This window comes from Pseudomonas sp. yb_9 (assembly GCF_043103635.1).
GTDB classification, from domain to species: Bacteria; Pseudomonadota; Gammaproteobacteria; order Pseudomonadales; family Pseudomonadaceae; genus Aquipseudomonas; species Aquipseudomonas monteilii.
In genome coordinates this window covers 64,562-88,056 of the sequence record NZ_JBICKA010000110.1, presented here as the reverse complement: position 1 = coordinate 88,056, position 23,495 = coordinate 64,562, and the positions used below count along the sequence as shown (strand labels likewise).

The window sequence follows — 23,495 nt, the reverse complement described above, 5'->3', positions numbered from 1 at the left end:
GATGACTTTTGCTGTAAATGGGGCTGCAACGCAGCCCCTGTTGTTTCAGGTCAAACCTTGAACTGCGCGACCATGCCGTTCAAGTCCACCGCCAACCGCGACAGATCCTGCGCCGCCGCACTGGTCTGGTTCGCTCCCGCCGACGTCTGCATCGCCAGATCACGAATGTTCACCAGGTTGCGATCAACCTCTCGGGCCACCTGCGCCTGCTCCTCCGAAGCACTGGCAATCACCAGGTTGCGCTGGTTGATCGACGCAATCGCCTCGGCAATCACTTCCAGCGCCTGACCAGCACCTTGCGCCACATCCAGTGTGCTGGTGGCACGCCCCTGGCTGCTGTGCATCGCTGTCACCGCCCGCTCGGTACCGTTCTGGATACCGGCGATCATCTGCTCGATCTCCGCCGTCGACTGTTGGGTACGGTGGGCGAGGGCGCGAACCTCATCTGCCACCACCGCAAAGCCGCGGCCCGCCTCGCCTGCGCGGGCTGCTTCGATAGCGGCGTTCAGCGCCAGCAGGTTGGTTTGCCCGGCAATCGCGCCAATCACATCCAGCACGCGGCTGATCTCGTTGGCATTGCTGGCCAGTTGCTCGATTTCGGCCGAGGTACCCGTTACGTCAGCCACCAGATGCTGAATGGATGCCAGTGCCTGATTGACCCGGTCGCGGCCATCGCGGGTGGTCTGGTCGGCGCCCTTGGAAGCATCGGCCGTGCTGACCGCATTGTTCGCGACCTCTTCGACGGCGGCGGTCATCTGGTTGACGGCGGTGGCCGCCTGGTCAATTTCCGCGCTCTGCTGGTGCAGGCCGCGGCTGGTGTCTTCGGTCACGGTGTGCAGCTCTTCCGAAGCCGAGGCCAGCTGGTCGGACGACGCGGCGATCTTGCGCAGGGTATCGCGCAGGCTTTCCTGCATACGGGCCAGAGCGCGTAAGAGCAAGGCTGGCTCGTCGCGACCGGTCACGCGAATTTCCCGGGTGAGGTCGCCGGTTGCCACGCGTTCGGCAACAGCCACGGCATCGGCCAGTGGTACCACGATGCTGCGGGTGAGCACGGTGGCAATGGCGGCCAGGGCAAGCATGATGACCAGTAACGAGGTGATGATGGCGGTGAACGCGTCGTCGGCCACATCGCTGCTGCGCTGCGAGGCGTCTTCGGCACCCTTGCTGTTATAGCCGAGCAGGGCGGTCATGGCCTTCATCATGGTGTCGGCGCGCTGCGTGAGGGGGCCGCTGATCTGCTGCTTGGCATCGTCCATGCGGCCTGCGGCAATGTCCTGCAGCACTTTTACCTGCAGGTCGAGGTACTCTTGGTGTGCGTCAGTGAAGGTGTTGAACAGGGCGCGCTCGTCGGCCGCGATGATGGTGTCGGCGTAGTCTTTCAACCCGCCTTTGAGCTCGGCGTTGATGCCTTCGAGCAGTTGCAGGTTGCGTGCGCGCTCGGCGGGGTTGTCGTCCAGTGCGGCGCGCAAGGTGAAAGCCCGTGCGCGGCCCAGGTTGCTGCTGATGTCACCCAGGGCTACCACGGCGGGCATCCAGGTGACACGGATCTCGTCGGTGGCCTTGTCCATCTCGCGGGTTTCATAGAGTGCGATAAGGCCCATGAACAGGACCAGGATGCCCAACAGGGCAAATACGCTGGCAGCGCGAATGCCGATCTTCATATTCCGTAACTGCATGGAATGCTCCTTGACGGTGGCGTGCAGGCCTCAGGAGCTTGGTCGGAAAGCCGGGTCACCGGTAGGGCGCCAGGCTCTTGATGCGCTGCGGATTAGTAGTGTTGCCTCACCCTCTTGAATACTTTTTTGGTTTGAATGATGCCATATGGCCATCATTGTTGAACAGTCCAACAATGTAACGAGATAATTGACAAAACCGTCGTTTATTGACGGTTTTGTCAGGATCTTGCTGTCAAACGATCGCAATCATCGGGTCGGCAGCAGCCAAGGCCACGGCACGATCAGCCGCGGGCGGGTAGATCCATACCGAGTTGATCTGGCGCTTGAGGTCCTTGCCTTCCTGGCCTTGCAGCTTCAGTTCGCGCTCCCAGCCTTCGCTGTAAGCCGCGCCCCATTCACCCAGGTCAAGGCAGGTGACGTACTTCGGTTGGCGGTAGACCACCGGTGCAACCCCAAGCAGGTCAGCCATGGCGTTGTTGCCGCTGTGGCGACCCATGGGAATGGCGTGCTGGCAGGTCATCAGGGCGTGGTTGCCGATTTCATCGACAGCGGCCCAGGCGGTATCACCGGTGGCGTAGATGTGCTGCTGGCCCACCACTTTCAGGTGGTCATCGACCTTGAGCCGGCCGAAGTTGTCACGCTCGCCGGCAACCTGTGCGGTCAGCGGGCTGGCCTTGACACCGACGGTCCAGATTACGGTGCTGCTGGCGATGTATTCGCCGTTGTCGAGGGTGACGCCGCCTGCATCCACAGCCACCACCGAGGTATCGGTCAGCCATTCGACCCCGGCCTGTTCCGAGGCCGCAACGATCGACGGCTTGATGCCAGCACCCAATGCTGCGCCAATGCTGACACCACGGTCAACCAGCAGCACCCGTACATCGTCACCCAGGATGGCACGCAGTCGGGCGGGCATTTCGGTGGCGGTTTCGATACCGGTGAAACCACCGCCACAGACCACCACGGTGTTGCGGGCAGGTGAAGCGGGCAGGGCCCCCAGACCCGTCAGGTGCTGCTCCAGGCGAACAGCCGATTCCATCTGGTCGACATCGAACGTGTGCTCGGCCAGGCCCGGGACTGCTGGGCGCGCTACCTGGCTGCCGGCGGCGAGGATCAGGCGGTCGTAGGCGATCTGCTGGCGCTGGCCGTGGCTGTCGATGTAGCTGACGCTGCGTGCATCGGCATCGATGGCCTCGGCGTTGCCAGTGATGAAGCGCACGCCAACGGCTTCGAACAACTCACCCACGGGGGCCTTCAAGGTATGCGCGTTGGCTTCGTAGAAGCGCGGACGAATACGCAGTTCTGCTTGCGGGGCGAGCACGCTGATGCTCAGGTCGTCGCGCTGGGCCTGGTCGAGCAGGCGAGCGGCGCTCAGGGCGCTCCAGACACCGGCAAAGCCGGCACCGATGATGAGGATGTTCGATTTCATGTAGATGCTCCGCAAGGTTCGAAGAGGGCTTCGAGGACGGGTGGATGCCGCTCGAATAACTACGACTGTATTGGTCGTAGTTTCTCCCGGCAAGTCTTTTTTCGAGCACGCCGGTGCCTCGCGCCGCCTGAAAAGGGATCAGATGGCTGTATTTGCAGGCTCAGAGGTGTGGGCTGAACCGACAGGCGGCAACTGTCTGCTTTGCCCATCCAATGCGTTCGGCGTATTATTTGCGACAATATTGGTCGGAGATTGACATGTCGCTCTACAGTGCTGGCGTCGAATATGGCATCCATTGCCTGCTGTTCCTGGTGGACGAACGTGGCGATTCACGCGAGTCCAGCGTGCGCGACCTGGCGGAGTTGCAGGGTGTGCCTCAGGAGTACCTGGCCAAAGTTTTCACCAAACTGGCCCGTGCCGGGTTGGTGGCGGCTACCGAGGGCGTACGCGGCGGTTTCCGGCTGGCGCGGCCGTCGGACGAAATCACGGTGCTGGATATCGTCAATGCCATCGACGGGCCGAAGAAGATTTTCGACTGTCGCGAGGTGCGTGAGCGCTGCAGCCTGTTCGACGGCTCGCCACCTGGCTGGGCGACCGAGGGCACCTGTGCGATCCACGCGGTGATGCTGGGGGCGCAGAAGCGCATGGAGGAAGCGCTGGCGCAGCAGACCATTCTTGACTTGGCCCGGCGGTTCGGGCGCAAGGCGTCGGCCGAGTTCGGGCAGCAGGTGAACAGCTGGATGGGAGAGCGGCGCGAAGGTAAAGGTGGCGGGGATATACCTGTCAGCCAAGTCTGAATGTGGTGCCTGTACTGGCCTCTTCGCGGGTGAGCCCGCGAAGAGGCCAGTACAGGTCAGCGCCCTTCATGCTGCCGTCGATAAGCGCCTGGCTGCACCCCCACCGCCTTGGCAAACGCCCGGGTAAATGCCGCCACCGACTGATACCCCACCTGCGCGCCTACTTGCTCCACGGTATTCCCCGCCCGCAGTAACTGGCGGGCATGGCGCATACGCAAAGCCAACAGCACCTGCCCCGGCGATTGCCCGGCCAGCTCATTGAAGCGCTTGAAAAATGCCGAGCGTGACAAGCCGGTGCAGGCAGCCATGCTTTCCAGTGTCCAGGCCTGCCCCGGTTGCTCGATCAATTGCTCCAGCAAACCGGCAAACGCCGGCTGGCGGGCGAGGGCGACCAGCCCGCCCAGTGACTGCCCGGCAATGACCTGCTGGCGCAGCACGTACAGGAACAACAGGTGCGTCAGCCGCTCCAGCAACGCCTGCGACGGGCCTGCGGTACGTCGGCACTCTTCCAGAATCAGCTCGAACAGCGCCCGCGCCGCACTGCCGGCGGGGTCTTCGGCGTGCAGCAAGATCCAGTCAGCCAGGCCCTCGACAATCAGCGATGACAGGCCGGACTGAAAGTGGAAGAAGCCGCAGACCAGCCCTACGCCGTCACTGGCCTCACTGTCCAGCGCCTGCATGGCCTGGCGCGGTTGGGCACAGGCGTCGGCCGGGTCGTGGTCGCTGGACAAGCGATAGGCAAGGTCGCGTAACAGGAATACTGCATCGCCCTTTTCCAGGCGCACCGGTTGCGCTTCGCCGTCGAGGTGCAGCCAGCAATACCCTTGCACCACCAGGTGGAAGCTGGCGCGGCCCATGCCTTGGGTGCTGGCGTGCCAGCCGCCACAGTAGCGCCCGACATGAAACAGGCTGGCATCGAGCTCCAGGCCCTCTAATAACCAATCGACAAGGTGGCTGGACGAAATCATCTAATACAAACACTCAGGAGCAAGGAAAGGCGACTGATGAATATGGAGGGTAATTCTTATAACCAACAGACTGTAGTGACCACCATCAAAGGAGACCACTCCATGTCCTCCCGCATTACTTTACACACCCTGCAGAGCGCCCCGGAAGCGGCCCGTCCATTCCTCGAGAATGCCCAGAAAAACTCAGGCTTCATCCCCAACCTGCTGGGTGTGCTGGCCAACGCCCCGGCGGCGCTGGAAACCTACGTGACCGTTTCGGCGCTCAACGGCAAGTCCGAGCTGAGCCTGGCCGAGCGTGAAGTGGTGCAACTGATTGCCGCTACCCAGCACGGCTGCGACTTTTGTGTGGCTGGCCACACCGCCGTGGCACTGAACAAGGCCAAGCTGCCGCAGGACGTGGTCGATGCCCTGCGCGCCCGTGGCGAACTGCCCGACGCCCGTTACGAAACCCTGGCCGCGTTTGCCCGCGAAGTGATCGCCACCCGTGGCAATGTCAGCGAGGCCACCTACCAGGCCTTCCGCGCAGCCGGGTTCAGCGAAGGCAACGCACTGGAGGTGATTCTGGGCGTGAGCCTCGCAACCCTGTGCAACTTTGCTAATGTTTTCGCCCAGACGCCGCTCAATGAAGAGCTTGGCAAATACCGTTGGCAGCCTTCTGCGTAACTCACCTGTGATAGCGGCCTTGATGCGGTCGTTGTAGAAGCGGCCTTGTGCCGCGAATGGGCCGCAAGGCGGCCCCGGCGTTCCCAAAGGAGCAAGACCATGCAAGATTGCGCATTTCGTCACTGGCTGGATGCCAATGCCGAGGCCATCGACCGGGGCCTGTGCGAACCGCAACAGGTGCTGGCACAGATCGCCGAATCACAGCTGCTGCGCATTGGTGTCGACCCGGCCTTGGGTGGCACGGGCGGGCAGGTGACCGACGCCGTCGAGGCCATCGCCGCGATTGCCAGCCGTTCGTTGGCTTCAGCCTTCGTCTGCTGGGGCCAGCGTGCCTTTATTGAATACCTGTTACACAGCCCCAACCAGCCATTGCGTGAGCGCTTGCTGCCGCGCCTGTTGACGGGCGAACTGGCGGGTGCCACCGGGCTGTCCAACGCCATGAAGTTCCTGTCCGGCATCGAAGCGCTGCAGGTGCGTGGCCGGCCGGTAGCTGATGGCTGGCACCTGGAAGGGCGCTTGCACTGGGTGACCAACCTGCGCAAGAGCGGCTTCGTGGTAGCGGCGGCCATCGAAGACGAAGCCGGCGGTACGCCGTTCGTGCTCGCCATACCATCAGACGCCCAGGGCCTCCAGCGCTCCGATGACTTGCAACTGATGGGGCTGCAATCGAGCAACACGGCGGCGCTGGCTTTCCACCAGGTGCCGCTGGCGCGTGACTGGTTGCTGCACGAGAACGCCCGCGAATTCCTGCCGCGGGTACGCCCGGCTTTCCTGGCATTGCAATGCGGGATGGCCATCGGCTTGGCGCGACGGGCGCTGGAAGAGGTGCAGGCGCATCTGCATGGGCGTGCCTCGTTCCTCGATGAAGCCCGTCAGGTACTGAGTGAGCGCCTGGAGAACACCGTGAGCGAGCTCAAGCAGGGGTTGCTCGATGGCCGCTTCCAGCAGCAGCCAGCGGCGTTGTTCAAGTTGCGCATCACCCTGGCTGAAAGTGCCGCCGATGCCGTGCAACTGGAGTTGCAGGCCAGCGGTGGCAAGGCCTATCTCAGCGAATATGGCGAAGGCTTTGCCCGCCGCTGGCGCGAATCGGCCTTCGTGCCGATCGTTACCCCCAGCCTGGTGCAATTGCGTGCCGAACTGCAACGCCAGGCGGGCGCCGCATGAGCCACGTGTTGCTCGAAGCCTGCGATATCAGCCTGGGCTACCCGGGTGAGGGTGGCTGGCAGCAAGTGCTGGCGCAGTTTGACCTGCAATTGGCCCCGGGCGAGGTGGTGAGCATTCTTGGCCCCAGTGGCGTCGGCAAGTCCAGCCTGCTGCGGGTGCTGGCAGGGCTGCAGCAGCCCCGTGGCGGCAGTGTGACCTTGCGCGGCCAACCCTTGCAGGGGCCGCACCCACGGCTGGCAGTGGCCTTTCAGGACCCGAGCCTGCTGCCCTGGCTGAGCCTGGAGAAGAATGTTGCCTTTGGCCTGGACTTCGCCCGCCAGCCGAAGCTGGATGCTGCCGAGCGGCGCGCGCGTATCGACCATGCGATTGCCGCCGTGGGCCTGGCCCACGCCCGTGGCCAGTACCCGGCGCAGTTGTCCGGCGGCATGGCCCAGCGCACGGCGCTGGCCCGTTGCCTGGCCCGCCAGCCCGAAGTGCTGTTGCTGGACGAACCCTTCGGCGCGCTGGATGAAGTGACCCGGGCCGACATGCAGCAACTGCTGCTGCAACTGATCGCCACCCACAACACGGCGGCGGTGCTGATCACCCACGATATCGACGAAGCGCTGCTGCTGTCCGACCGGGTTCTGCTACTGGGCAACCACCCAGCGCACATCCTCGGCCAATGGCACATCGACCTGCCGCAACCACGCGCGCAGCGGGTTGAAGAATTGGGTGCCTTGCGTATCGAAATCCTCAAAACCCTTCGGCGGGCAAGCCGCACCGTAGAACCTACCCCAACCCCGTTGCCCTCGGAGGCTGTCCATGTGCATGGATGACTGCTGTTCCTCTTCTTCGCGTCGCGATTTTCTCAAGCTTGGCGCCCTGCTTACGGCGGCGGGTGCGCTGCCATTGCTGTCGAGCTTGCAGGCGCGCGCTGCCGCCGAGCCGGATGCGCCGGTGCGCATCGGCTACCTGCCGATCACCGACGCCACGCCATTGCTGGTGGCGCACAACAATGGCCTGTTCGAGGCCGAAGGTATCAAGGCCGAGCGCCCGGTGTTGTTACGCAGTTGGGCACAGGTGATCGAGGCGTTCATTTCTGGCCAGGTCAACGTCATCCATTTGCTGTCGCCGATGACGGTGTGGGCGCGTTACGGCAGCAAGGTGCCGGCCAAGGTCGTGGCGTGGAACCACGTGGGCGGTTCGGGCCTGACCGTGGCCCCGGACATCACCGATATGAAACAGCTCGGTGGCAAGACGGTGGCCATCCCGTTCTGGTACTCGATCCATAACGTGGTGCTGCAGCAGATGCTCAACGACAACGGCCTGACGCCAGTGTCGAAGCCGGCCAACGCCCAGTTCACTGCCACCGAAGTCAACCTGCTGGTGCTGCCACCCTCCGACATGCCGCCCGCTTTGGCCAGCAAGCGCATTGCCGGCTACATCGTCGCCGAGCCGTTCAACGCCCTGGCCGAGAACCTCAAGGTTGGCCGCGTACAGCGTTTTACTGGCGATGTGTGGCGCAACCACGCGTGCTGCGTGGTGTTCATGCATGAGCATGATCTGAACAACCGCCCGGAGTGGTCGCAGAAGGTTGTCAACGCCATTGTCAAGGCTCAGCACTGGACCCGCGACCACCGCGCCGAAGCCGCTGCCTTGCTGTCCAAGGCCGGCCCCAACAAGTACACCCCGCATGAGCCTGCCGTGCTGACCAAGGTGCTGGCCCCGGCCGCCGAGGACCGCGCCGTCTACCTTGCCAGCGGTGCCATTCGGCATCAGCAGTGGGACGAAAAGCGCATCGACTTCCAGCCGTATCCGTTCCCCAGCTACACCGAGGAACTTGTCAAACGCCTGAAAACCACCCTGATCGAAGGCGACAATGCGTTTCTTGCCGGCCTTGATCCGGCGCAGACTGCCCGCGACCTGGTCGACGACCGATTCGTACGCAATGCCATCGCTGCGGTGGGTGGCCCGTCGGTGTTCGGCATTGCCGACAACTTCGAGCGTAGCGAGGAGTTTGCGGTCTGATGCGAACGCATGTCGTACATGCCGGCCTTGGCCTGGCCGGATTGCTGGGTTTGTTGTTGCTTTGGTGGGCTGGCGTTGCCGTGTTCGGCCAGGCTGACGGGCTGTCGGCGCGCTTTTCTCCGGCGGCAACCCTGGACAGCCTGTTCGAGTTGCTGGGGCAGGGTGAGGTCTACGGGCATATCTGGGTCAGCCTCAAGCGCATCCTGGTCGGGCTGTTGCTGGCACTGCTCATCGGCGTGCCGTTGGGCCTGCTGGTTGGCAGTTACCGGCACCTGGAGGCGGCAACCACCCCGGCGTTTCAGTTCCTGCGCATGATATCGCCGCTGTCGTGGATGCCGGTGGTGGTGATGTTGATGGGCGTGGGTGACCAGCCTATCTACTTCTTGCTGGCGTTCGCCGCGTTGTGGCCGATTTTGCTGAACACGGCGGCCGGGGTCAGGCAGCTGGACCCCCGCTGGTTGCAACTGAGCCGCAGCCTGAGTGCCACGCGTTGGGAGACGTTGTGCAAGGTGATCGTGCCGGGGGTGATCGGCCATGTGCTGACCGGCGTGCGGCTGGCCATTGGCATTCTGTGGATCGTGCTGGTGCCGTGCGAAATGCTTGGGGTGAGTGCGGGGTTGGGGTATTTCATCCTCGATACGCGTGACCGGCTGGCGTATTCCGAGCTGATGGCGATGGTGCTGCTGATTGGCGTGTTGGGGTTTGTGCTGGATGCCTTGGCGCGAGGGCTGCATCGACGCTGGGTGCATGGCTGAGGGGCCAGTGGGGCCTTTTCGCGGGTGAACCCGCTCACAGGTATAGCGTTGTCTTTGAATTCAAATACCTGTGGGAGCGGGCTTGCCCGCGAAGAGGTCTTCAGATCAATGCACCATCTTGCGCTGACGTACACACTCCTGAGCCTGAACGGTCAATTCATCCAGCCGCTCATCGCGCATCTGTTCGGCTTCGATCATCGCATCCTCACCCTTCTGGTTAAGCAGGTAGGTATGAATCTGCAGCACTTCTGCCGTCTGATAAATCGGCGCAATGTCCAACCGCCCGATCAATGCGCCACTGGCCAGCCCGGTACTGCTCATGAGCACCTGCGGCCCATTGGCGGCCACCACTTGCATGCCCATCGCCTCAAACCAAGGCACCTGATTGGCAAAGGCATTCAGTTCCACACAGGCATGGCGTGCCTGCAGGTCGCCCAGCAAGGCGCGTGCGATGCCCTGGCGGCGGTGGCTGTCGCGCACGGCAAGAAATGCCAATGAGCATGCTTGCTCATCGTCCTCGGCCGGCAGCGACAGGGCAAAGCCAAGCAACTGGTCCGGCGCTTCGGCATCCAGCGCCAGGGTTAGCGCCACGGCCAGGCCGCGGGTGCCGTCCAGCGCTTGCAGGTACTGGTGCACTTCCATACCAACGCCGTACTGGTACAGCGGGTACAGCGGGTTGTCGGCGGCGATGGCAACACTGCTCAATTCACCGACATTGTGGATCACCAGTTCGCGGATCTGGTTCTGGAAAGACTCGGGCGGCACGCTGTCGAGGCGGCTCAGGATGAACATCGGGGGGGCAGGCTCCGGCGGGTGTGAATACAGCCCACGCAGTGTAGACGCGGGTTGTACAGTCTAACCGGTTTTGCCGTGTCAGCCTTGTGCCTTTAATGCACCGAGCATCAGGTCGAGGTTTTGCACCGCAGCACCCGAGGCACCTTTGCCCAGGTTATCGAACACCGCAGTGAGCAATACCTGGCCATGCTCGGGGTTGGCGTACAGTGCCAGGCGCAGGTCGTTGCTGTCGTTCAATGCTTCGGGGTCAAGGTTGGCTGCTGCGCCTTGTTGGTGCAGCGGCATCACCTGTACGTGGCGGGCGCCCTGGTAGTGCTGTTCCAGGCAGGCCTGCAGCTGGTCAGCGCTGACCTGGCCGGGTAGCAGGCGCAGTTGCAGCGGGATGCTCAACACGATGCCCTGGCGGTAGGCCCCATAGCCGGGCATGAACACCGGCCGTGCTGACAGCCCGGCGTGCTGCTGAATTTCGGGTACGTGCTTGTGCGCCAGTTCCAGCCCATACAGTTGCAGGGTCGGTGCCTTGCTCGCGCCGGGGTGTTCGTGGCGCTCGACCGCCGTCCGGCCTCCGCCGGAGTAGCCGGAAATGGCATGGATGCCCAGCGGGTAGTCGGCGGGTAGTAACCCGGCCTTGACCAGCGGGCGCAGCAGGGCAATGGCGCCGGTAGGGTAACAGCCTGGGTTGCTGACGCGTTTGCTTAGGGCAATGCGCTCGGCTTGCTGCTCGTCGAGTTCCGGCAGGCCATAGACCCAGCCCGGTGTGGTGCGATGCGCCGAGCTGGCGTCGATCACCCGCACCTGCGGGTTATGGATCGCCGCCACGGCCTCACGGGCGGCGTCGTCGGGCAGGCACAACAGGGCGATGTCAGCGCTGTTGATGGCCTCGCGGCGGCATTGCGGGTCTTTACGCTCGGCTTCGGGGAGGGTGAGCAGGCGCAGGTCGCTGCGGCCGTGCAGGCGTGCATGGATCTGCAGGCCGGTGGTGCCTTGGTCGCCATCGATGAAAACAACAGGGGTGTGCATGGTCAGGGTCCGGTAGGGTTGGGATGACCTATGCTCGCCTGTGGCTGAGTTAATGGAAATTTGAATATCATGATGCTGATGTTCATGTTTCATGAATGAAAAGGCCAGCACAGACCATGCGTGAAATCAGCCTCGACCGCCTGCGCACCCTGGTGGTTATCAGTGACCTTGGCTCCTTCGCCGAGGCCGCCCGCCAGCTCAACCTGGCACCGCCCACCATCAGCCTGCATGTGGCTGAACTGGAGTCACGTATCGGTGCCCCGTTACTTAGCCGTGCCCGCGGCCAGGTGCGCCCAACGGCCATTGGCGACACACTGCTGGCCCGCGCCCGGCGCTTGCTGGCCGACGCCGACCTGGCGCTGGACGAAGTACGCCGACAGGTCGAGGGGCTGACTGGCCGGGTGCGCCTGGGCGCCTCCACCGGTGCCATCGCTCACTTGTTGCCACAGGCGCTGGAGCACCTGCGCGTGGAGCACCCGGGGATCGACGTGCAGGTTCAGGTGCTGACGTCCCAGGCATCGCTGGCGCGTTTGCGTGAAGGCGCGCTGGATATCGGCCTTGTGGCTTTGCCGCAAGTCGCCGGCAAAGGGCTGACAGTGACGCCCTGGCGGCGCGATCCGATCCTGGCCTACGTGCCGGTCGACTGGCAGCCACCGGCCAGGGTCACCCCGGCCTGGCTGGCGCAAAGGGCGTTGATCCTCAATGACAGCAGTACCCAGCTCTCGCGAGTGACAGGGGAGTGGTTTGCGGCAGCGGGGTTGTACCCCGAGCCTCGGATCGAGCTGAATTACAACGATGCGATCAAGAGCCTGGTCGGCGCCGGGTACGGGGCGACGTTATTGCCGCAGGAGGGCGAGGCGGCCGAGCTGGACCGGCGCGTTGCACGCCGGCCACTGCGGCCCGGGTTGTGGAGGCAGTTGGGTATTGCCTGCCGGGAAGGCCAGATTGAGCGGGCCACGGCGTATGTGTTGCAGGCATTGGAGCGGTTGCGGCAGTAGCGATTGCCGGCTTTACCCTCGCTCTCATGCCCGCACCACGGTCACCGTCTCGCCGCCCACCCCCCAGTTATCGGTCGGCACCTCTTCGATCACCACAAAGGTACTGGCTGGCGGCTTGCCCAGCACATCATTCAGCAGGTGGGGCGTTCCCTCGATAAGCTGGCGCTTGTGCTCGGAAGTAACCCCTTCGTCAGTTACGCGAATATGTACACAAGGCATGGTTGAACGCTCCTCAAGTCAGTGCCAGGTGCCAGCGGTACTGCCGCCATCCACAGGCAGGATGACGCCGCTGACAAAACGTGAATCGACCAGGTACAGCACGGCGTCCACCACATCCTGGGGCGAGCCGGTGCGGCCACTGGGCGACAACGCGCCCATCCCCGGCACATTGTCGCCATGCAGGGGGGGGGGGCGATGATCCCCGGCGCCACGGCATTCACCTGCACACCGCTGGCCGCCAGTTCCAGCGCCAGGCCTTTGACTGCCTGGTTCAGGCCGCCCTTGACCAGTACCGGCAGCAGGGCCGGCACGCGGGTGTCCGGTTGCAGTGCAATGGACGCGGTGATCGCGATGATTTGCCCATACCCTTGCCTGGCCATGACCCGCGCCGCTTCCTGCGCCGGGTAGAAAAAGCCTTTGAGGTTGGTGCCGACCAGTGCGTCAACATCGGCTTCGCTGCATTTGGCAAAGGGTTTGGCAATGAAGATGCCGGCGTTGTTGATCAGGATGTCCACGCCGCCAAACATTTGCAGGGCAGTGGCGAACAGCTGCTGCGCCGTAGTGGGCTCGGCAATGTCGCTCGCCACGCCGATAAACCGCGAAGGGTTGCCTAGACGCGCAGCGGCCTGGTCCAGGCGCGCCTGGCTACGGGCGTTGCCGACCACGTTGTCGCTGCGTTCGAGGACGCCTCGGCCAGGGCGAACCCTAGGCCGCTGGAGGCTCCGGTGACGCCCACCGTGGAGTTTTCGACAGGATGGCCGCCACATCCAGATCGAAACCCAAGGCGCATTCACCTGCCTGGGCGATTTCCTTGCCACGGCAACGCTGGTGCGCCATGGCGGCGGCTTGATGCCGGCTTAAGCCGGGCGACCGCTGGGCTGACGGGGTGCGGGGCAGGCACGGGCCTACTATGCTTTTGGCTGCGTCGAGCCGAACCGGCCTCGACGAACCCTATGGTTTTCCAGGAGAACGCTCCATGAAATCCACGAAATGCATACCTCTGCTGGTGATTGCTTCCGTCCTCAGTTTTGCTGTGCACGCAGACCCTGCGGGCAACTGTGCAGCCAAGATCAAGGAACTTGAGGATTTCCACAAGGCCAGTGGCCAAGCGATGCATGGCGGCATGGCCCATGACTTCAAAGTCCACATGCAAAATGCCAAGGATGCTCAGAGCAAGAAGGACTATACCCAGTGCCAGGCCTCGGCGGACCAAGCCAAGACCATCTATAACAAGGCGCGTAGCAAGTAAGCCTTCTCCGGCCTCTTCGCGGGTGAACCCGCGAAGAGGCCAGTGCAGCATGGCCCCACTGTCAGAACCAGCGGTCGTTCTTCTTCCGCCCCCGGGTCAGCGCCGGCAAAATCAGCCCCGCCAGCAACCCCGCCCCGGCAATGCTGCCGCCATACACCATGTAGCGCATCATCACCTGTTTGTTCTCGTCACCCAGGCGTGCCTGGGTATCGCGCAGGTCCGACTGGCTCTGGTCAAGCTGCTCGCTCAGTGCCTTGTTGCGCGCCTCCAGTTCGTCGTTCAGCTTCTTGCGTGAATCCAGGGTTTCCTGCATGCCCTGCACGCGGCTCTTCCAGCTGTCGTCGATGGTCTTCAGCTGCCCGGTCAGCTCCGCGACCTGGGCATCGAGCTGCGGCAGGCGTTCGTTCTGCCCCGGCACGGCCTGCAGGTCGTTGCTGAGGATCCACACCACATCGCCGTTCTGTCCGCGCACCTGGCTGTAATTGCCCTGACTGCCGAGCAGGGTCAGCTTCTGCCCGGATTTGAGGGTTCCAACAATGCGGTGGCCATCGGTCGGGCCGCTGCGCACGTAGGTGCTCAGGCTGTCGCTGACCCAGCGTGCGTCGCTGGCGGGCTCTTCGGCGTGCGCTGGCAGGGCGAGGGCCACCAGAGCGGCAATCAGGCCGCCGCGCAGGGCAGGGAGGGCGGAAGCGGTTGGGCGGAAATCGGGCATGTTGGGTCTTCGCTGAAACAGGACAAAAGTAGGCCCGGTGACTGGGCCGATGAACCGGTCGGTGAGTTGACCGTCAGCGAAAGACCGCTTTTTTGTCAGCAGGTTCACTACCTGATGTCGGAAATGTCTGCAGGATGTTGCAGAACCCTACCCAGAGCGCTTCCTCGACGATGACGCAATTGTAATGCGCCGATCACCTTGGCGTTATCTGTCGGCCGTCAATCTCGGGCCGCCGACACAATTATAAAGACGACGTTCAAGGAGCATCGGATGACCTGCAGATCACCCCTGAAACTGGCTGCGTGCCTGGCGCTTTCCGGCGTCGGCAACCTGGCCATGGCGGCGGACGACGCCGCAGAAGGTTTTATCGAAGGCAGCACGTTGAACGTGCTCAACCGCAATTTCTATTTCAACCGCGACAACCGCGACAACCGCGACTCCGCAGCCCCTACACACAACACGGACAAAGCAGCCGACAACGGCTATTCCGAAGCCTGGGCCCACGCCGTCATTGCCCGTTTCGAGTCAGGTTTTACCCAGGGCACTGTCGGCTTCGGCCTGGATGCGTTCGCCATGCTCGGCCTAAAACTGGACACCGGAGGCGGCCGCAACGGCGGGCGCAGCTCGTTCGACGTGCTGCCGGTCGATCATGACGGCCAGGCCCGCGACGAATACACCAAGGTGGGTGGCGCAGCCAAGGTGCGCCTGTTCGACACCGTTCTGAAAGTGGGCGATGTGTTCCCGGCCAACCCGGTAGTGGCCGCCGGCGATTCACGGCTGCTGCCGGAAAGCTTCCGTGGCGTGACCCTGGAGAACACCAGCATCAAGGACCTCACCCTGCAGGCCGGGCGCCTGCATGCCATGAGCCAGCCGGTGTCCAGCGATATGCGGGAGAACTTCGTGGCCTTCTACGGCGGCCCGGTCGATTCGCCGTGGATCGCCTACGGCGGGGGTGACTACACGCTCAATGAGCATGTCAGCGTCAGCCTGTTCAGCAGCCGCCTCAAAGATGTGTGGAACCAGTACTACGCCGGCACCAGCCTCAGCTACCCGCTGAGTGATGATCTGGCCCTGATTGGCGGCTTCAACTATTACAAGGCGGTTGACGAGGGGCAGCAGCGCCTGGGCGCATTCGACAACGACATCTGGAGCGCCAAGCTGGGCGTGCGCTTTGGTGCCCACACCCTGGCCCTGACTCACCAGCGCAACAACGGTGACGACGACTTCGACTACCTGCGCCAGTCCGACTCGATCTTCCTGGACAACTCCATCCAGTACAGCGACTTCAACTCGCCCAAGGAGCGTTCGTGGATGTGGCGTTACGACCTGAACATGGCCGCTTACGGTATTCCCGGGCTGTCGTTCATGACGCGCTACGGTAAAGGCACCGATGCCGACTACTCCAATGCCAACACCTTCTATATGCGCCGCGATGCTGGCGGCAACCCGCTGACTGACCAGAAGCGCTGGGAGCGTGACATCGAGGTCAAGTACGTGGTGCAGACCGGCGCAGCCAAGGACTTGTCACTGCGCGTACGTCAGGCCACCACCCGCGCCACGGCGTTCGAGTCGGACCTGGACGAAGTGCGGCTGATCGTGGAGTACCCGTTGTCGATCCTGTGAATTCACCTGGGTAGCGTTACAGCTCCTTTGGTTTGGGTGGATGTTTTGGCGCTCCGTATGGGGCGCTTTTTTTGTTGTTGCCTTGGGTGTTCCAGCGCCTGTGAGATCGAGCGCTGCCCGCGCGGCGCATCGCGAGCTGCGCGGGCGGCACGCCCGGAGCTTCTGCGCCCAGGTCGACGACTTGCTGCGCACCCACGCTGGCAACAACCGCCGCCTGGCCTTGGACCGTATCGAAGTGGCCGGCCTGCGTGCCCTCGACGCTTTGGGCGTGCAGGTACACAACGGCCAGGAAGTCACCGAGTTCGCCCGGCTGATCAAGGGGCCCGATGAAATCCTGGCCATGCGTTGTGCGGTGGCCTCGTGCGAGGCCTCGGTTGCCGAGATGCGCCAGGCGATGCGCGCGGGGGCTACCGCAAACGATGTCTGAGCAGCGCTGCACAGCGGCAACATTCGCCGTGGCGGTGAATGGATCGAAACCCGCATTCTCAGTTCCGGACCACGCACCAACCCCTGGTTTCAGGAGTCTGGGCCACGGGTGCTCAGCGATGGCGACCTGTTCTACCAGCACCACCGGGTGGTGGCTGACCGCACGGTGGACAGCCATTTGAAGAACCTGCGGCGCAAGCTGACTGCGGTGACGCCGGGGCATGACCCGATTCGGTCGGTTTATGGGGTGGGCTACAGCCTGGAATTTGAATAGTCAGCATCTGAAAGTCTGCGCGGTCCCCTGGAGGAGCAGGTCACAAGGGGCCGCGCAGACTTGAAAAGTCAGGTTTCAGAGACTTCGCTCGGCGCTGTCGCCACTTTCACCGAAGCCTTCTTCTCCTGCACCACGATGTAGAACTCCTCGCCATGCTTCACCGCGCCATACAGCACGGCCTTCTCGATCAGCTCGTTACCGCGCAGGTGGCGCAGCATCATCGGGTCTTTACGCAGGTCGCGGTACAGGGCCAGGCACAGCAGCACCATCACCACCACAAAGGGCAAGGCCACGACGATGGTCAGGTTCTGCAACCCCGTCAGCGCCTCGCCCGGGTCCCGCGGGTCGCCAATCGCCAGCATGATCGCCGCCACGGTACCGGTCAGCGCGCCCCAGAAAATCACCGTGCGCCGCGAGGGCGCGGTGGTGCCATGTTCCGAGAGTGTGCCCATCACCAGCGAGGCGGCGTCGGCACCCGAAACGAAGAAGATGCCCACCAGGATCATCACCAGCACCGAGGTCGCTGAGGCCAGTGGATAGCTGTCCAGCAACTGGTACAGCGCGTGGTTGCTGTTGACAGCGCCATTGGCCAGCTGGAACGCGCCTTCGCGTACGGCATCGATGGCCGCACCGCCAAAAATGGTGAACCACACCAGGCTGACCAGGCTGGGCACCAGCAGTACACCGGTAACGAACTGGCGAATGGTGCGGCCGCGGCTGATGCGTGCGATGAACATGCCCACGAACGGTGTCCAGGAAATCCACCAGGCCCAGTAGAACACGGTCCAGCCGGCCAGCCAGCTGTTCATTTGCTCACCGCCGCTGGCGTTGGTACGGGCCATCATCTCCGGCAGCATCTTGATGTAGATGCCAAGCGAGGTCGGCAGCAGGTTGAGCATCAGCAAGGTCGGGCCGACCATGAACACGAACACTGCCAGCACCAGTGCCAGCACCATGTTGGTGTTGGACAGCCACTGAATGCCCTTGCCGATGCCCGACACCGCCGAGGTGACGAAGGCAATGGTCAGCAGGGTGATGATCGAGATGTAGAACAGCTTGCCGGGGCTCTCGATCCAGCCGTTGTACTCCAGGCCGCCGGCAATCTGCAGGGCCCCAAGGCCCAATGAGGCGGCCGAGCCGAACAGCGTGGCGAAAATTGCCATCATGTCGATCATGCGCCCTAGCGGGCCGTTGGCATGCTTGCCGATCAACGGGCGGAAGGCAGCGGAAATCAGCTGTGAGCGGCCACGGCGGAAGGTGCCATAGGCAATCACCAGGCCGACGATGGCGTACATGGCCCAAGGGTGCAGGGTCCAGTGGAACAAGGTGGTGGCCATGGCCACCTGCATCGCTTCACTTGTCTGCCCGGTGGCCGAGCCCGGCGGCGGCGACACATAGTGCGACAGCGGCTCGGCCACGCCGAAGAACATCAGGCCGATGCCCATGCCGGCGCTGAACATCATGGCCACCCAGGACACCGTGCGGAATTCAGGCTGTTCGCCATCACGCCCCAGTGGCACCCGGCCATAACGGCTGGCGGCCAGCCACAGCACGAACACCACGAACAAGGTGGATGTGAGTACGAAGAACCAGCCAAAGTTGAGAATGACCCAGGACTGCGCGCTGGAAGCGCTGCTGGCGAGGCTGGCCTGGTTGAGGAAGCCCCAGAGCACGAACGCGATTGCCAGGAGGCTGGTGAAACCAAACACGACGCCGTCGAGTTTGCCCTCGAAATGCCGGTCCTGGCGGGCTTCTGCGGTTTTCGAGGGGTCCGTCACGCCAAGGTCGAGCGTTTCGGTGATGTGTTCCTTTGCCATGAATGATGAGGCCCCTTTGTGGCTTACCTGCGCGAGCAGGCTTGTTGTTGTGTGGGCTACCGAGTTCGATGACGGCCTCGGCGGGGTGGAATGCTGGCGCGATTATCCTGCGCGGGAAAAGGCGGCCCCTGTCCCGATAACGCCCTGGGGCGTCCCTTACGCGACTTGGCAAATACTTTTAGTTCTGGGGGCAATAGCCCTTTCTGCCTCGGGTTCTGGTACCCTGATGGGCATTACCCGGGCCCGCTCATCCGAGCACCGTAGAAGCGCTGCTGCTTGCGGGCCTGGCCGTACCAGGAAACGGAGATTCGTCAAAATGGCCACTGATCGTGTGAGCCTGATTCATTTCGATAAACTGAGCATGAGCCCTGCCGCTGCCGATCGGTTCCAGAAAGCCCTCGACGCGCTGGCAGCGCTGAAGCTGCAGGACCGTTACGTGTACCTCATCGCTCCCTATCTGGGTGATATCGCTGACGCGTCTGACGCCAAGCAACTGGACACCGCCCTGGGCCAGTGCATCCGGGTGGTTGATGAGCTGCTGGCTGCCAGGTCGGTGACCAAGGTCAAGGCCGAGGAAGTGCGCAAGGTGTTCCACAGCGCTGCCGAGCGTGCGCGGGCAGAACTGCCTGGCTGAGTGGTGGCATGGCCAGAGACATCGACAACCCCTGCGTTTCGTTATGCCAGCTCAACAGCGAGCTGTGCGTGAGCTGTGGCCGCACCCGTGACGAAATCCGCAAGTGGCGGGGCATGAAACGGCCGGAAAAGATGGCCACCGTGCAACGCGCGGCGACGCGGATGAAGGCTATCGTCAAGAAGGCAGCCAAGCGGCAGAATGCCGACTGAACCCTCGCGCCCTGTACAGGGCCTTTCCTGATTTGCCTGAAGAGCCTGAAAATGGATGTTCACTCGCTGTTAGCGTTTACCCTGGTTGCCGCCATCGCTATCGCCAGCCCCGGCCCCGCCACCCTCATGGCCATCAACAACAGCCTGGCCCATGGCCAGCGCAGCACGATCTGGTCGTCGCTGGGCAATGGCTCGGGCCTGTTCTGCCTGTCGGCAGCCGCCATGCTGGGCCTGGGCGCGCTGCTGGCCAGTTCTGAAGTGCTGTTCAATGCCGTGAAAATCCTGGGGGCGGGCTACCTGTTCTACCTGGGTGTGCGGCAGTTGCTGAAAAAAGGCCCGATGCTGGCGCAGGCTACGGCCGAGGGGGCGGCCAAGGTTCGCCCCTCGCCGCTGAAACTCTACAAGTCGGCGTTCCTTACCGCAGTGACCAACCCCAAGGCGACCATGTTCTTCACGGCGCTGTTCCCGCAGTTCATCGACCAACGGGCCGCACTGTTGCCGCAATTCCTGGCCTTGACCGGTATTTTCGTGGCGTTGTCGCTGGTTTCGCTGAGCTTGTATGCCGCGCTGGCTGCACGGGCGAAAGGCGTGCTGACCCGGCCGTCGCTGTCGCGCTGGGTGAGCCGGGTGGTGGGCACCACCTTCATCGGGTTTGGTGCGGCGATCCTGGCGATGCGTCGTCAGGGCGCCTGAGTGCCGGAGAGGGTAACCGACAACCCGTTTCATCGTTAGCCGATGAAAGGCCCATCTACTTTTCCCACAGGGTCCAGACTGTCTACAGCCCGCAAAGATGAATGCTGCAGTTGATCACAGGATGTGGCAGCCTTTGGCCACCACGCCGGGTCACCGGATGTAACTTGTGCCGAGGGTTGTAGATGATCGAGCGTTGCTTTCGCCACGCCTTGCTCCTGTTGTCGTGCCTGCTGCTGCCGTTGGCTGCGGTAGCGGAAGAGCCTTGCCGGCGGTTGACCGCCACCGGCAACCCGGAATACCCCCCGTACCTGTGGCGCGACCCGCAAAACCCCCAGCAACTGATCGGTGCCAACGCTGACCTGCTCAAGTACTTGGGCAAGCAGTTGGGGCTGGAGATCGAGGTGATTTACGGCGGGCCATGGCCGCGCGCCCAGGAAGAGGTGCGCACCGGCCGGATCGACTTGATGGCCGGGTACTTCATGACCCAGGCCCGGCAGCAACAGATGGACTTCATCACCCCGCCATTTCTGCACACGCCCAGCGTGGTCTGGGTACGCCAGGACCATGCCTTTGCCTACCACCAATGGGCAGACCTGAAAGGTCGCAAGGGTGGGACCTTGGTCAACAACAGCCACGGTCAGCAGTTCGACGACTTTGCCAGGGCCAACCTCATCCTCGAAGCGGTACCCAGCGCCAGGCAGGCATTCGAAAAACTCATGCACAAACGCAGCGACTATGTCGTGTACGAGCAGTACCCCGGCATGGCACTGGCGCGCACCTTGGGTATTGCCAGCACTGTGCAGGTGCTGGAACCGCCGATCTCCAGCGAAGGGCTGTACCTGGCGCTTTCGCATGATTCGTCCTGCAATCGGCCGCATTTGCGTGAAGCGCTGGCGCGGGAAATGGAAAAGATCGTGGCCGGGGCATTGCCGCAGCAGTTGTTGCAGCAGAACCTGGAGCGGTGGCAGTGATCAGCGAGGAAGGTACGCGGCCTCCCGTGCGTGCTTGGCCCGGGTCACGTTGACCGCACCAGGCAGGGTGACGTCGTTCTTCGCTGCGAGAATTTCGGCCATGACGCTGACGGCGATCTCGGCCGGTGTCTTGCTGCCGATGTAGATGCCAATCGGGCCATGCAAGCGTTGCAGCGACGCCTCGCTTTCACCGAAGTGCTCGATCAGGCGTTCACGGCGCAGCTGGCTGTTGCGACGCGAGCCGATGGCGCCAATGTAGAACGCCGGGCTGTGCAAGGCTTCGAGCAGGGCCAGATCATCCAGCTTGGGGTCGTGGCTGACGGCGACGATGGCGCTGCGCAGGTCCGGCGCGAAGGCGCGGACCACGTCGTCGGGCATGCCGGCCAGCAGGTTGACGCCGGGCACGTTCCAGCCTGCGGTGTACTCAGGGCGTGGGTCGCACAGCGAAACGTTGAAACCATTGAACAGGGCCATGGTGGCCAGGTACTCGGCCAGTGCGCCACCACCGATCAGCAGTAAACGGTAGCCCGGGCCAAGGGTGCTGAGCATGTGGTGGCCATCGAAGCTGAACAGGTCAGGCGTGCTGGTAGGGGTCAGGCTGATATCACCGTTGTGCAGGTTGAGCCCGCGGCGGACCAGGCTGCCCATATCGAGGCAGGCCAGCAGTCGTTCGAGGTGCTGCAGCGGCGTTGCGAACTCCAGCACAAGCTCCAGTGTGCCGCCACAGGGCAGGCCGAAACGGTGTGCCTCATCGGCGCTGACGCCGTAACGCACCAGTTGGGGCAGGCCATTGGGCATGCCGGGGCCGCCGTAGGCGGTGGTGTAACGGTGAATGAGGTCATCCTCGATACAGCCACCGGAGACACTGCCGACCACCCGGCCGTCACTGCGCAAGGCCATCATTGAGCCCACCGGGCGCGGGGAGGAGCCCCAGGTGCGGGCGACCGTGGCCAGCAGGACGCGGTGCCCGGCGGCGAGCCAGTCTCGGGTGGTGCGCAGCACCAGCAGGTCGATGCTTTCCATGGAGGCTCCCGTTCAGCGCATATGTAAAATGATCGGGCTGCTGCTGGCCGGGTCGGTGTGCCCACGCAACGTGCCCACCGCCTGTGCATTCACGGCACCGCCCAGGTTACCCCAGGCCGTGCGCACGAAGCTCAGCACATCGGCAATCTCCTGGTCATTCAGTTGCTCCCGGAACGCCGGCATGCGGTAGGCATCAGGCAACCCCGCCGTCACCACCCGCTGCGAACCGTTCAAGGTAATGTTGATCGCCGAAGCGTCTTCTTTTGCCAGTGCCGAGGTTGCCCCCGCCAAAGGCGGCATCCATTGGTCCTGGCCTTTGCCTTCCAGCCCGTGGCACGAGGCGCAGCGGGTCACGTAGGTATGTGCGCCCGGGCTGTCGAGCTGTGTTGCTGCCGACTCGGCCACGTACTGCCACGGCGCCCCGTCGCGCTGCGGGTCGCCGGGAAGCGATTTCAGGTAGTGGGCGATGGCCGCCAAGTCATCGTCGCTCATGAACTGCGTGGAATTGTTGAACGCCTCGGTCATCGAGCCGAACACGACGGCATGGCGGTTGCGGCCGGTTTTGAGAAATTGCGCAATCTCGTCTTCGCGCCAGCGCCCCAGTCCTGTGTTGTGGTCGGCACGCAGGCTCGGTGCGTACCAGCCATCGAGCAGGGCGCCCGCCAGGAATGGTTTGCCGCTGTCATCCAGCGCCTTTTCGTTGAAGGCCAGGCCACGGGGCGTGTGGCAACTGCCACAGTGACCGGGGCCCTGAACGATGTAGGCCCCCCGGTTCCACAGCGCATCCTGCCCGGCCTTGTCGGCGTAAGGCGTGGTGGCTGCGAACAGGCCATTCCACAGGGCAATGGGCCAGCGCAGGTTCAGCGGCCAGGGGATGTCGCTGGCCAGGTTGGCCTGCCGGGCCGGTTGCACGCCGTGCATGAAGAATGCGTACAGCGCCTTTACATCGTCGTCACTGAGCTTGGCGTAGGACGGGTAGGGCATGGCCGGGTACAGCCGCCGGCCGCCGGGCGCGACACCCTGGCGCACGGCGCGGTCGAAGTCGGCGAGGCTGTAGCTGCCGATACCGTTGTCGCGATCAGGGGTAATGTTAGTGGCGTGGATGGCCCCCAGCGGGGTGGCCATTTCCAGCCCGCCGGCGAACGGTTTGCCGTCCGGCAGGCTGTGGCAAGCCACGCAGTCGCTGAGTCGGGCCACGTACTCGCCACGGCTGACCAGCGCCGGGTCGGCGGCACTGGCCTGTGCATCGACGAACGGCGAGGCAGGCTCACGGGTGACATACCAGGCCATCAGGCCTGCCGCGACCAGGCACGGCAGCGCCAGCCAGCCAGCGGTTCTTGCGAAACGATGGGTCATGGAGCGGTCCTTGT

24 protein-coding genes and 3 pseudogenes are annotated in these 23,495 nt (G+C 63.4%); 16 read left to right on the top strand and 11 right to left on the bottom strand.

What is annotated here, in order from left to right; translation table 11 throughout:
• Window positions 1–50: 50 nt before the first annotated feature.
• Window positions 51–1,676 carry a methyl-accepting chemotaxis protein gene (locus tag ACF8MI_RS26620; RefSeq protein ID WP_156868185.1) on the bottom strand — a complete coding sequence of 542 codons (1,626 nt, stop codon included), beginning with the start codon at window positions 1,674–1,676 and terminating at the stop codon, window positions 51–53.
• A 232-nt stretch (window positions 1,677–1,908) separates the two neighbouring features.
• Window positions 1,909–3,105: an NAD(P)/FAD-dependent oxidoreductase gene (locus ACF8MI_RS26615; RefSeq protein WP_060497077.1), complete on the bottom strand. Its 1,197-nt coding sequence runs from the start codon at window positions 3,103–3,105 to the stop codon at window positions 1,909–1,911.
• Between the two features lie 257 nt (window positions 3,106–3,362).
• On the opposite strand from ACF8MI_RS26615, the gene ACF8MI_RS26610 reads away from it, so the two are divergent.
• Entirely contained in the window at window positions 3,363–3,902 is a 540-nt protein-coding gene (locus ACF8MI_RS26610) for an Rrf2 family transcriptional regulator (RefSeq protein ID WP_200929427.1), read from the top strand.
• Window positions 3,903–3,958: 56 nt separating this feature from the next.
• Here ACF8MI_RS26610 and ACF8MI_RS26605 read toward each other — a convergent pair whose 3' ends face one another.
• Window positions 3,959–4,870, bottom strand: a complete 912-nt coding sequence (locus ACF8MI_RS26605; RefSeq protein WP_060497075.1) for an AraC family transcriptional regulator — start codon at window positions 4,868–4,870, stop codon at window positions 3,959–3,961.
• Between the two features lie 102 nt (window positions 4,871–4,972).
• Between ACF8MI_RS26605 and ACF8MI_RS26600 the strand changes: the two genes are divergently transcribed.
• From ACF8MI_RS26600 to ACF8MI_RS26580, 5 genes are all read left to right on the top strand, one after another.
• Window positions 4,973–5,533 (top strand): carboxymuconolactone decarboxylase family protein, encoded by a 561-nt coding sequence (locus ACF8MI_RS26600; protein WP_060497074.1) that lies wholly within the window; start codon window positions 4,973–4,975, stop codon window positions 5,531–5,533.
• Between the two features lie 99 nt (window positions 5,534–5,632).
• Window positions 5,633–6,697, top strand: coding sequence for an acyl-CoA dehydrogenase family protein (locus tag ACF8MI_RS26595; protein ID WP_060497073.1), 1,065 nt, complete (start codon window positions 5,633–5,635; stop codon window positions 6,695–6,697).
• Window positions 6,694–7,515, top strand: a complete 822-nt coding sequence (locus tag ACF8MI_RS26590; protein ID WP_060497072.1) for an ABC transporter ATP-binding protein — start codon at window positions 6,694–6,696, stop codon at window positions 7,513–7,515. Before ACF8MI_RS26595 ends, ACF8MI_RS26590 begins: the two co-directional genes overlap by 4 nt.
• Window positions 7,502–8,707 carry an ABC transporter substrate-binding protein gene (locus ACF8MI_RS26585; protein ID WP_200929426.1) on the top strand — a complete coding sequence of 402 codons (1,206 nt, stop codon included), beginning with the start codon at window positions 7,502–7,504 and terminating at the stop codon, window positions 8,705–8,707. Before ACF8MI_RS26590 ends, ACF8MI_RS26585 begins: the two co-directional genes overlap by 14 nt.
• Entirely contained in the window at window positions 8,707–9,462 is a 756-nt protein-coding gene (locus ACF8MI_RS26580; protein ID WP_060497070.1) for an ABC transporter permease, read from the top strand. The genes ACF8MI_RS26585 and ACF8MI_RS26580 overlap by 1 nt, the downstream gene beginning before the upstream one ends.
• Before the next feature lie 105 nt (window positions 9,463–9,567).
• Here ACF8MI_RS26580 and ACF8MI_RS26575 read toward each other — a convergent pair whose 3' ends face one another.
• Window positions 9,568–10,254 carry a GNAT family N-acetyltransferase gene (locus tag ACF8MI_RS26575; RefSeq protein ID WP_104834583.1) on the bottom strand — a complete coding sequence of 229 codons (687 nt, stop codon included), beginning with the start codon at window positions 10,252–10,254 and terminating at the stop codon, window positions 9,568–9,570.
• 81 nt (window positions 10,255–10,335) lie between these two features.
• Window positions 10,336–11,277, bottom strand: coding sequence for an N-acetyl-gamma-glutamyl-phosphate reductase (gene argC, locus ACF8MI_RS26570; RefSeq protein WP_104834584.1), 942 nt, complete (start codon window positions 11,275–11,277; stop codon window positions 10,336–10,338).
• A gap of 116 nt (window positions 11,278–11,393) precedes the next feature.
• On the opposite strand from argC, the gene ACF8MI_RS26565 reads away from it, so the two are divergent.
• On the top strand, window positions 11,394–12,275 hold the full coding sequence (locus tag ACF8MI_RS26565; RefSeq protein WP_200929425.1) for a LysR family transcriptional regulator: 882 nt from the start codon (window positions 11,394–11,396) through the stop codon (window positions 12,273–12,275).
• 24 nt (window positions 12,276–12,299) lie between these two features.
• On the opposite strand, the gene ACF8MI_RS26560 is transcribed toward ACF8MI_RS26565, so the two are convergent.
• The gene (locus ACF8MI_RS26560) at window positions 12,300–12,494 is read right to left on the bottom strand and encodes a 2-hydroxymuconate tautomerase family protein (protein WP_200929424.1); all 195 of its coding nucleotides are present in this window, start codon (window positions 12,492–12,494) and stop codon (window positions 12,300–12,302) included.
• Window positions 12,495–12,512: 18 nt separating this feature from the next.
• Window positions 12,513–13,284 (bottom strand): annotated as a pseudogene (locus ACF8MI_RS26555) (SDR family NAD(P)-dependent oxidoreductase).
• Here ACF8MI_RS26555 and ACF8MI_RS26550 point away from each other — a divergent pair.
• Together ACF8MI_RS26550 and ACF8MI_RS26545 are read left to right on the top strand one after the other, a co-directional pair.
• Window positions 13,224–13,352 (top strand): annotated as a pseudogene (locus tag ACF8MI_RS26550) (LysR family transcriptional regulator); the annotation flags it as partial. The pseudogenes ACF8MI_RS26555 and ACF8MI_RS26550 overlap by 61 nt on opposite strands.
• Before the next feature lie 118 nt (window positions 13,353–13,470).
• A complete protein-coding gene (locus ACF8MI_RS26545) occupies window positions 13,471–13,743 on the top strand; it encodes a hypothetical protein (RefSeq protein ID WP_060497065.1) in 273 nt (90 codons plus the stop codon).
• 61 nt (window positions 13,744–13,804) lie between these two features.
• Here ACF8MI_RS26545 and ACF8MI_RS26540 read toward each other — a convergent pair whose 3' ends face one another.
• Window positions 13,805–14,455, bottom strand: coding sequence for a TIGR04211 family SH3 domain-containing protein (locus ACF8MI_RS26540; protein ID WP_060497064.1), 651 nt, complete (start codon window positions 14,453–14,455; stop codon window positions 13,805–13,807).
• Window positions 14,456–14,725: 270 nt separating this feature from the next.
• On the opposite strand from ACF8MI_RS26540, the gene ACF8MI_RS26535 reads away from it, so the two are divergent.
• The 3 genes and pseudogenes from ACF8MI_RS26535 to ACF8MI_RS26525 all read left to right on the top strand — a co-directional run.
• Window positions 14,726–16,078: an OprD family porin gene (locus ACF8MI_RS26535; protein ID WP_200929423.1), complete on the top strand. Its 1,353-nt coding sequence runs from the start codon at window positions 14,726–14,728 to the stop codon at window positions 16,076–16,078.
• A gap of 100 nt (window positions 16,079–16,178) precedes the next feature.
• Window positions 16,179–16,505 (top strand): hypothetical protein, encoded by a 327-nt coding sequence (locus ACF8MI_RS26530; RefSeq protein WP_223623905.1) that lies wholly within the window; start codon window positions 16,179–16,181, stop codon window positions 16,503–16,505.
• Between the two features lie 42 nt (window positions 16,506–16,547).
• A pseudogene (locus ACF8MI_RS26525) lies at window positions 16,548–16,778 on the top strand (winged helix-turn-helix domain-containing protein); the annotation flags it as partial.
• A 68-nt stretch (window positions 16,779–16,846) separates the two neighbouring features.
• Here ACF8MI_RS26525 and ACF8MI_RS26520 read toward each other — a convergent pair.
• A complete protein-coding gene (locus ACF8MI_RS26520; RefSeq protein WP_104834587.1) occupies window positions 16,847–18,595 on the bottom strand; it encodes a BCCT family transporter in 1,749 nt (582 codons plus the stop codon).
• A 316-nt stretch (window positions 18,596–18,911) separates the two neighbouring features.
• Here ACF8MI_RS26520 and ACF8MI_RS26515 point away from each other — a divergent pair, with 316 nt between their 5' ends.
• The 4 genes from ACF8MI_RS26515 to ACF8MI_RS26500 all read left to right on the top strand — a co-directional run bounded on the left by ACF8MI_RS26515 (window position 18,912) and on the right by ACF8MI_RS26500 (window position 21,102).
• A complete protein-coding gene (locus ACF8MI_RS26515) occupies window positions 18,912–19,229 on the top strand; it encodes a hypothetical protein (RefSeq protein ID WP_060497060.1) in 318 nt (105 codons plus the stop codon).
• 8 nt (window positions 19,230–19,237) lie between these two features.
• Entirely contained in the window at window positions 19,238–19,438 is a 201-nt protein-coding gene (locus tag ACF8MI_RS26510; protein ID WP_060497059.1) for a DUF1289 domain-containing protein, read from the top strand.
• Window positions 19,439–19,489: 51 nt separating this feature from the next.
• A complete protein-coding gene (locus ACF8MI_RS26505; protein WP_104834588.1) occupies window positions 19,490–20,131 on the top strand; it encodes a LysE family translocator in 642 nt (213 codons plus the stop codon).
• A gap of 182 nt (window positions 20,132–20,313) precedes the next feature.
• The gene (locus ACF8MI_RS26500; protein WP_060497057.1) at window positions 20,314–21,102 is read left to right on the top strand and encodes an ABC transporter substrate-binding protein; all 789 of its coding nucleotides are present in this window, start codon (window positions 20,314–20,316) and stop codon (window positions 21,100–21,102) included.
• Here the strand turns inward: ACF8MI_RS26500 and ACF8MI_RS26495 are convergent, their stop codons facing one another.
• Window positions 21,103–22,125, bottom strand: coding sequence for an XdhC family protein (locus ACF8MI_RS26495; RefSeq protein ID WP_200929422.1), 1,023 nt, complete (start codon window positions 22,123–22,125; stop codon window positions 21,103–21,105).
• 12 nt (window positions 22,126–22,137) lie between these two features.
• Window positions 22,138–23,481, bottom strand: coding sequence for a cytochrome c (locus ACF8MI_RS26490; protein ID WP_060497055.1), 1,344 nt, complete (start codon window positions 23,479–23,481; stop codon window positions 22,138–22,140).
• Window positions 23,482–23,495 lie beyond the last annotated feature (14 nt).

Bases quoted from the DNA above. Each gene is read 5' to 3' on its own strand.
- ACF8MI_RS26535 (WP_200929423.1), top strand. From the start codon at position 14,726: ATGACCTGCAGATCACCCCTGAAACTGGCTGCGTGCCTGGCGCTTTCC.
- ACF8MI_RS26520 (WP_104834587.1), bottom strand. From the start codon at position 18,595: ATGGCAAAGGAACACATCACCGAAACGCTCGACCTTGGCGTGACGGAC.
- ACF8MI_RS26575 (WP_104834583.1), bottom strand. From the start codon at position 10,254: ATGTTCATCCTGAGCCGCCTCGACAGCGTGCCGCCCGAGTCTTTCCAG.
- argC (WP_104834584.1), bottom strand. From the start codon at position 11,277: ATGCACACCCCTGTTGTTTTCATCGATGGCGACCAAGGCACCACCGGC.
- ACF8MI_RS26590 (WP_060497072.1), top strand. From the start codon at position 6,694: ATGAGCCACGTGTTGCTCGAAGCCTGCGATATCAGCCTGGGCTACCCG.
- ACF8MI_RS26545 (WP_060497065.1), top strand. From the start codon at position 13,471: ATGAAATCCACGAAATGCATACCTCTGCTGGTGATTGCTTCCGTCCTC.
- ACF8MI_RS26615 (WP_060497077.1), bottom strand. From the start codon at position 3,105: ATGAAATCGAACATCCTCATCATCGGTGCCGGCTTTGCCGGTGTCTGG.
- ACF8MI_RS26515 (WP_060497060.1), top strand. From the start codon at position 18,912: ATGGCCACTGATCGTGTGAGCCTGATTCATTTCGATAAACTGAGCATG.
- ACF8MI_RS26540 (WP_060497064.1), bottom strand. From the start codon at position 14,455: ATGCCCGATTTCCGCCCAACCGCTTCCGCCCTCCCTGCCCTGCGCGGC.
- ACF8MI_RS26595 (WP_060497073.1), top strand. From the start codon at position 5,633: ATGCAAGATTGCGCATTTCGTCACTGGCTGGATGCCAATGCCGAGGCC.
- ACF8MI_RS26620 (WP_156868185.1), bottom strand. From the start codon at position 1,676: ATGCAGTTACGGAATATGAAGATCGGCATTCGCGCTGCCAGCGTATTT.
- ACF8MI_RS26500 (WP_060497057.1), top strand. From the start codon at position 20,314: ATGATCGAGCGTTGCTTTCGCCACGCCTTGCTCCTGTTGTCGTGCCTG.
- ACF8MI_RS26565 (WP_200929425.1), top strand. From the start codon at position 11,394: ATGCGTGAAATCAGCCTCGACCGCCTGCGCACCCTGGTGGTTATCAGT.
- ACF8MI_RS26600 (WP_060497074.1), top strand. From the start codon at position 4,973: ATGTCCTCCCGCATTACTTTACACACCCTGCAGAGCGCCCCGGAAGCG.
- ACF8MI_RS26605 (WP_060497075.1), bottom strand. From the start codon at position 4,870: ATGATTTCGTCCAGCCACCTTGTCGATTGGTTATTAGAGGGCCTGGAG.
- ACF8MI_RS26610 (WP_200929427.1), top strand. From the start codon at position 3,363: ATGTCGCTCTACAGTGCTGGCGTCGAATATGGCATCCATTGCCTGCTG.
- ACF8MI_RS26560 (WP_200929424.1), bottom strand. From the start codon at position 12,494: ATGCCTTGTGTACATATTCGCGTAACTGACGAAGGGGTTACTTCCGAG.
- ACF8MI_RS26580 (WP_060497070.1), top strand. From the start codon at position 8,707: ATGCGAACGCATGTCGTACATGCCGGCCTTGGCCTGGCCGGATTGCTG.
- ACF8MI_RS26490 (WP_060497055.1), bottom strand. From the start codon at position 23,481: ATGACCCATCGTTTCGCAAGAACCGCTGGCTGGCTGGCGCTGCCGTGC.
- ACF8MI_RS26585 (WP_200929426.1), top strand. From the start codon at position 7,502: ATGTGCATGGATGACTGCTGTTCCTCTTCTTCGCGTCGCGATTTTCTC.
- ACF8MI_RS26510 (WP_060497059.1), top strand. From the start codon at position 19,238: ATGGCCAGAGACATCGACAACCCCTGCGTTTCGTTATGCCAGCTCAAC.
- ACF8MI_RS26495 (WP_200929422.1), bottom strand. From the start codon at position 22,125: ATGGAAAGCATCGACCTGCTGGTGCTGCGCACCACCCGAGACTGGCTC.
- ACF8MI_RS26505 (WP_104834588.1), top strand. From the start codon at position 19,490: ATGGATGTTCACTCGCTGTTAGCGTTTACCCTGGTTGCCGCCATCGCT.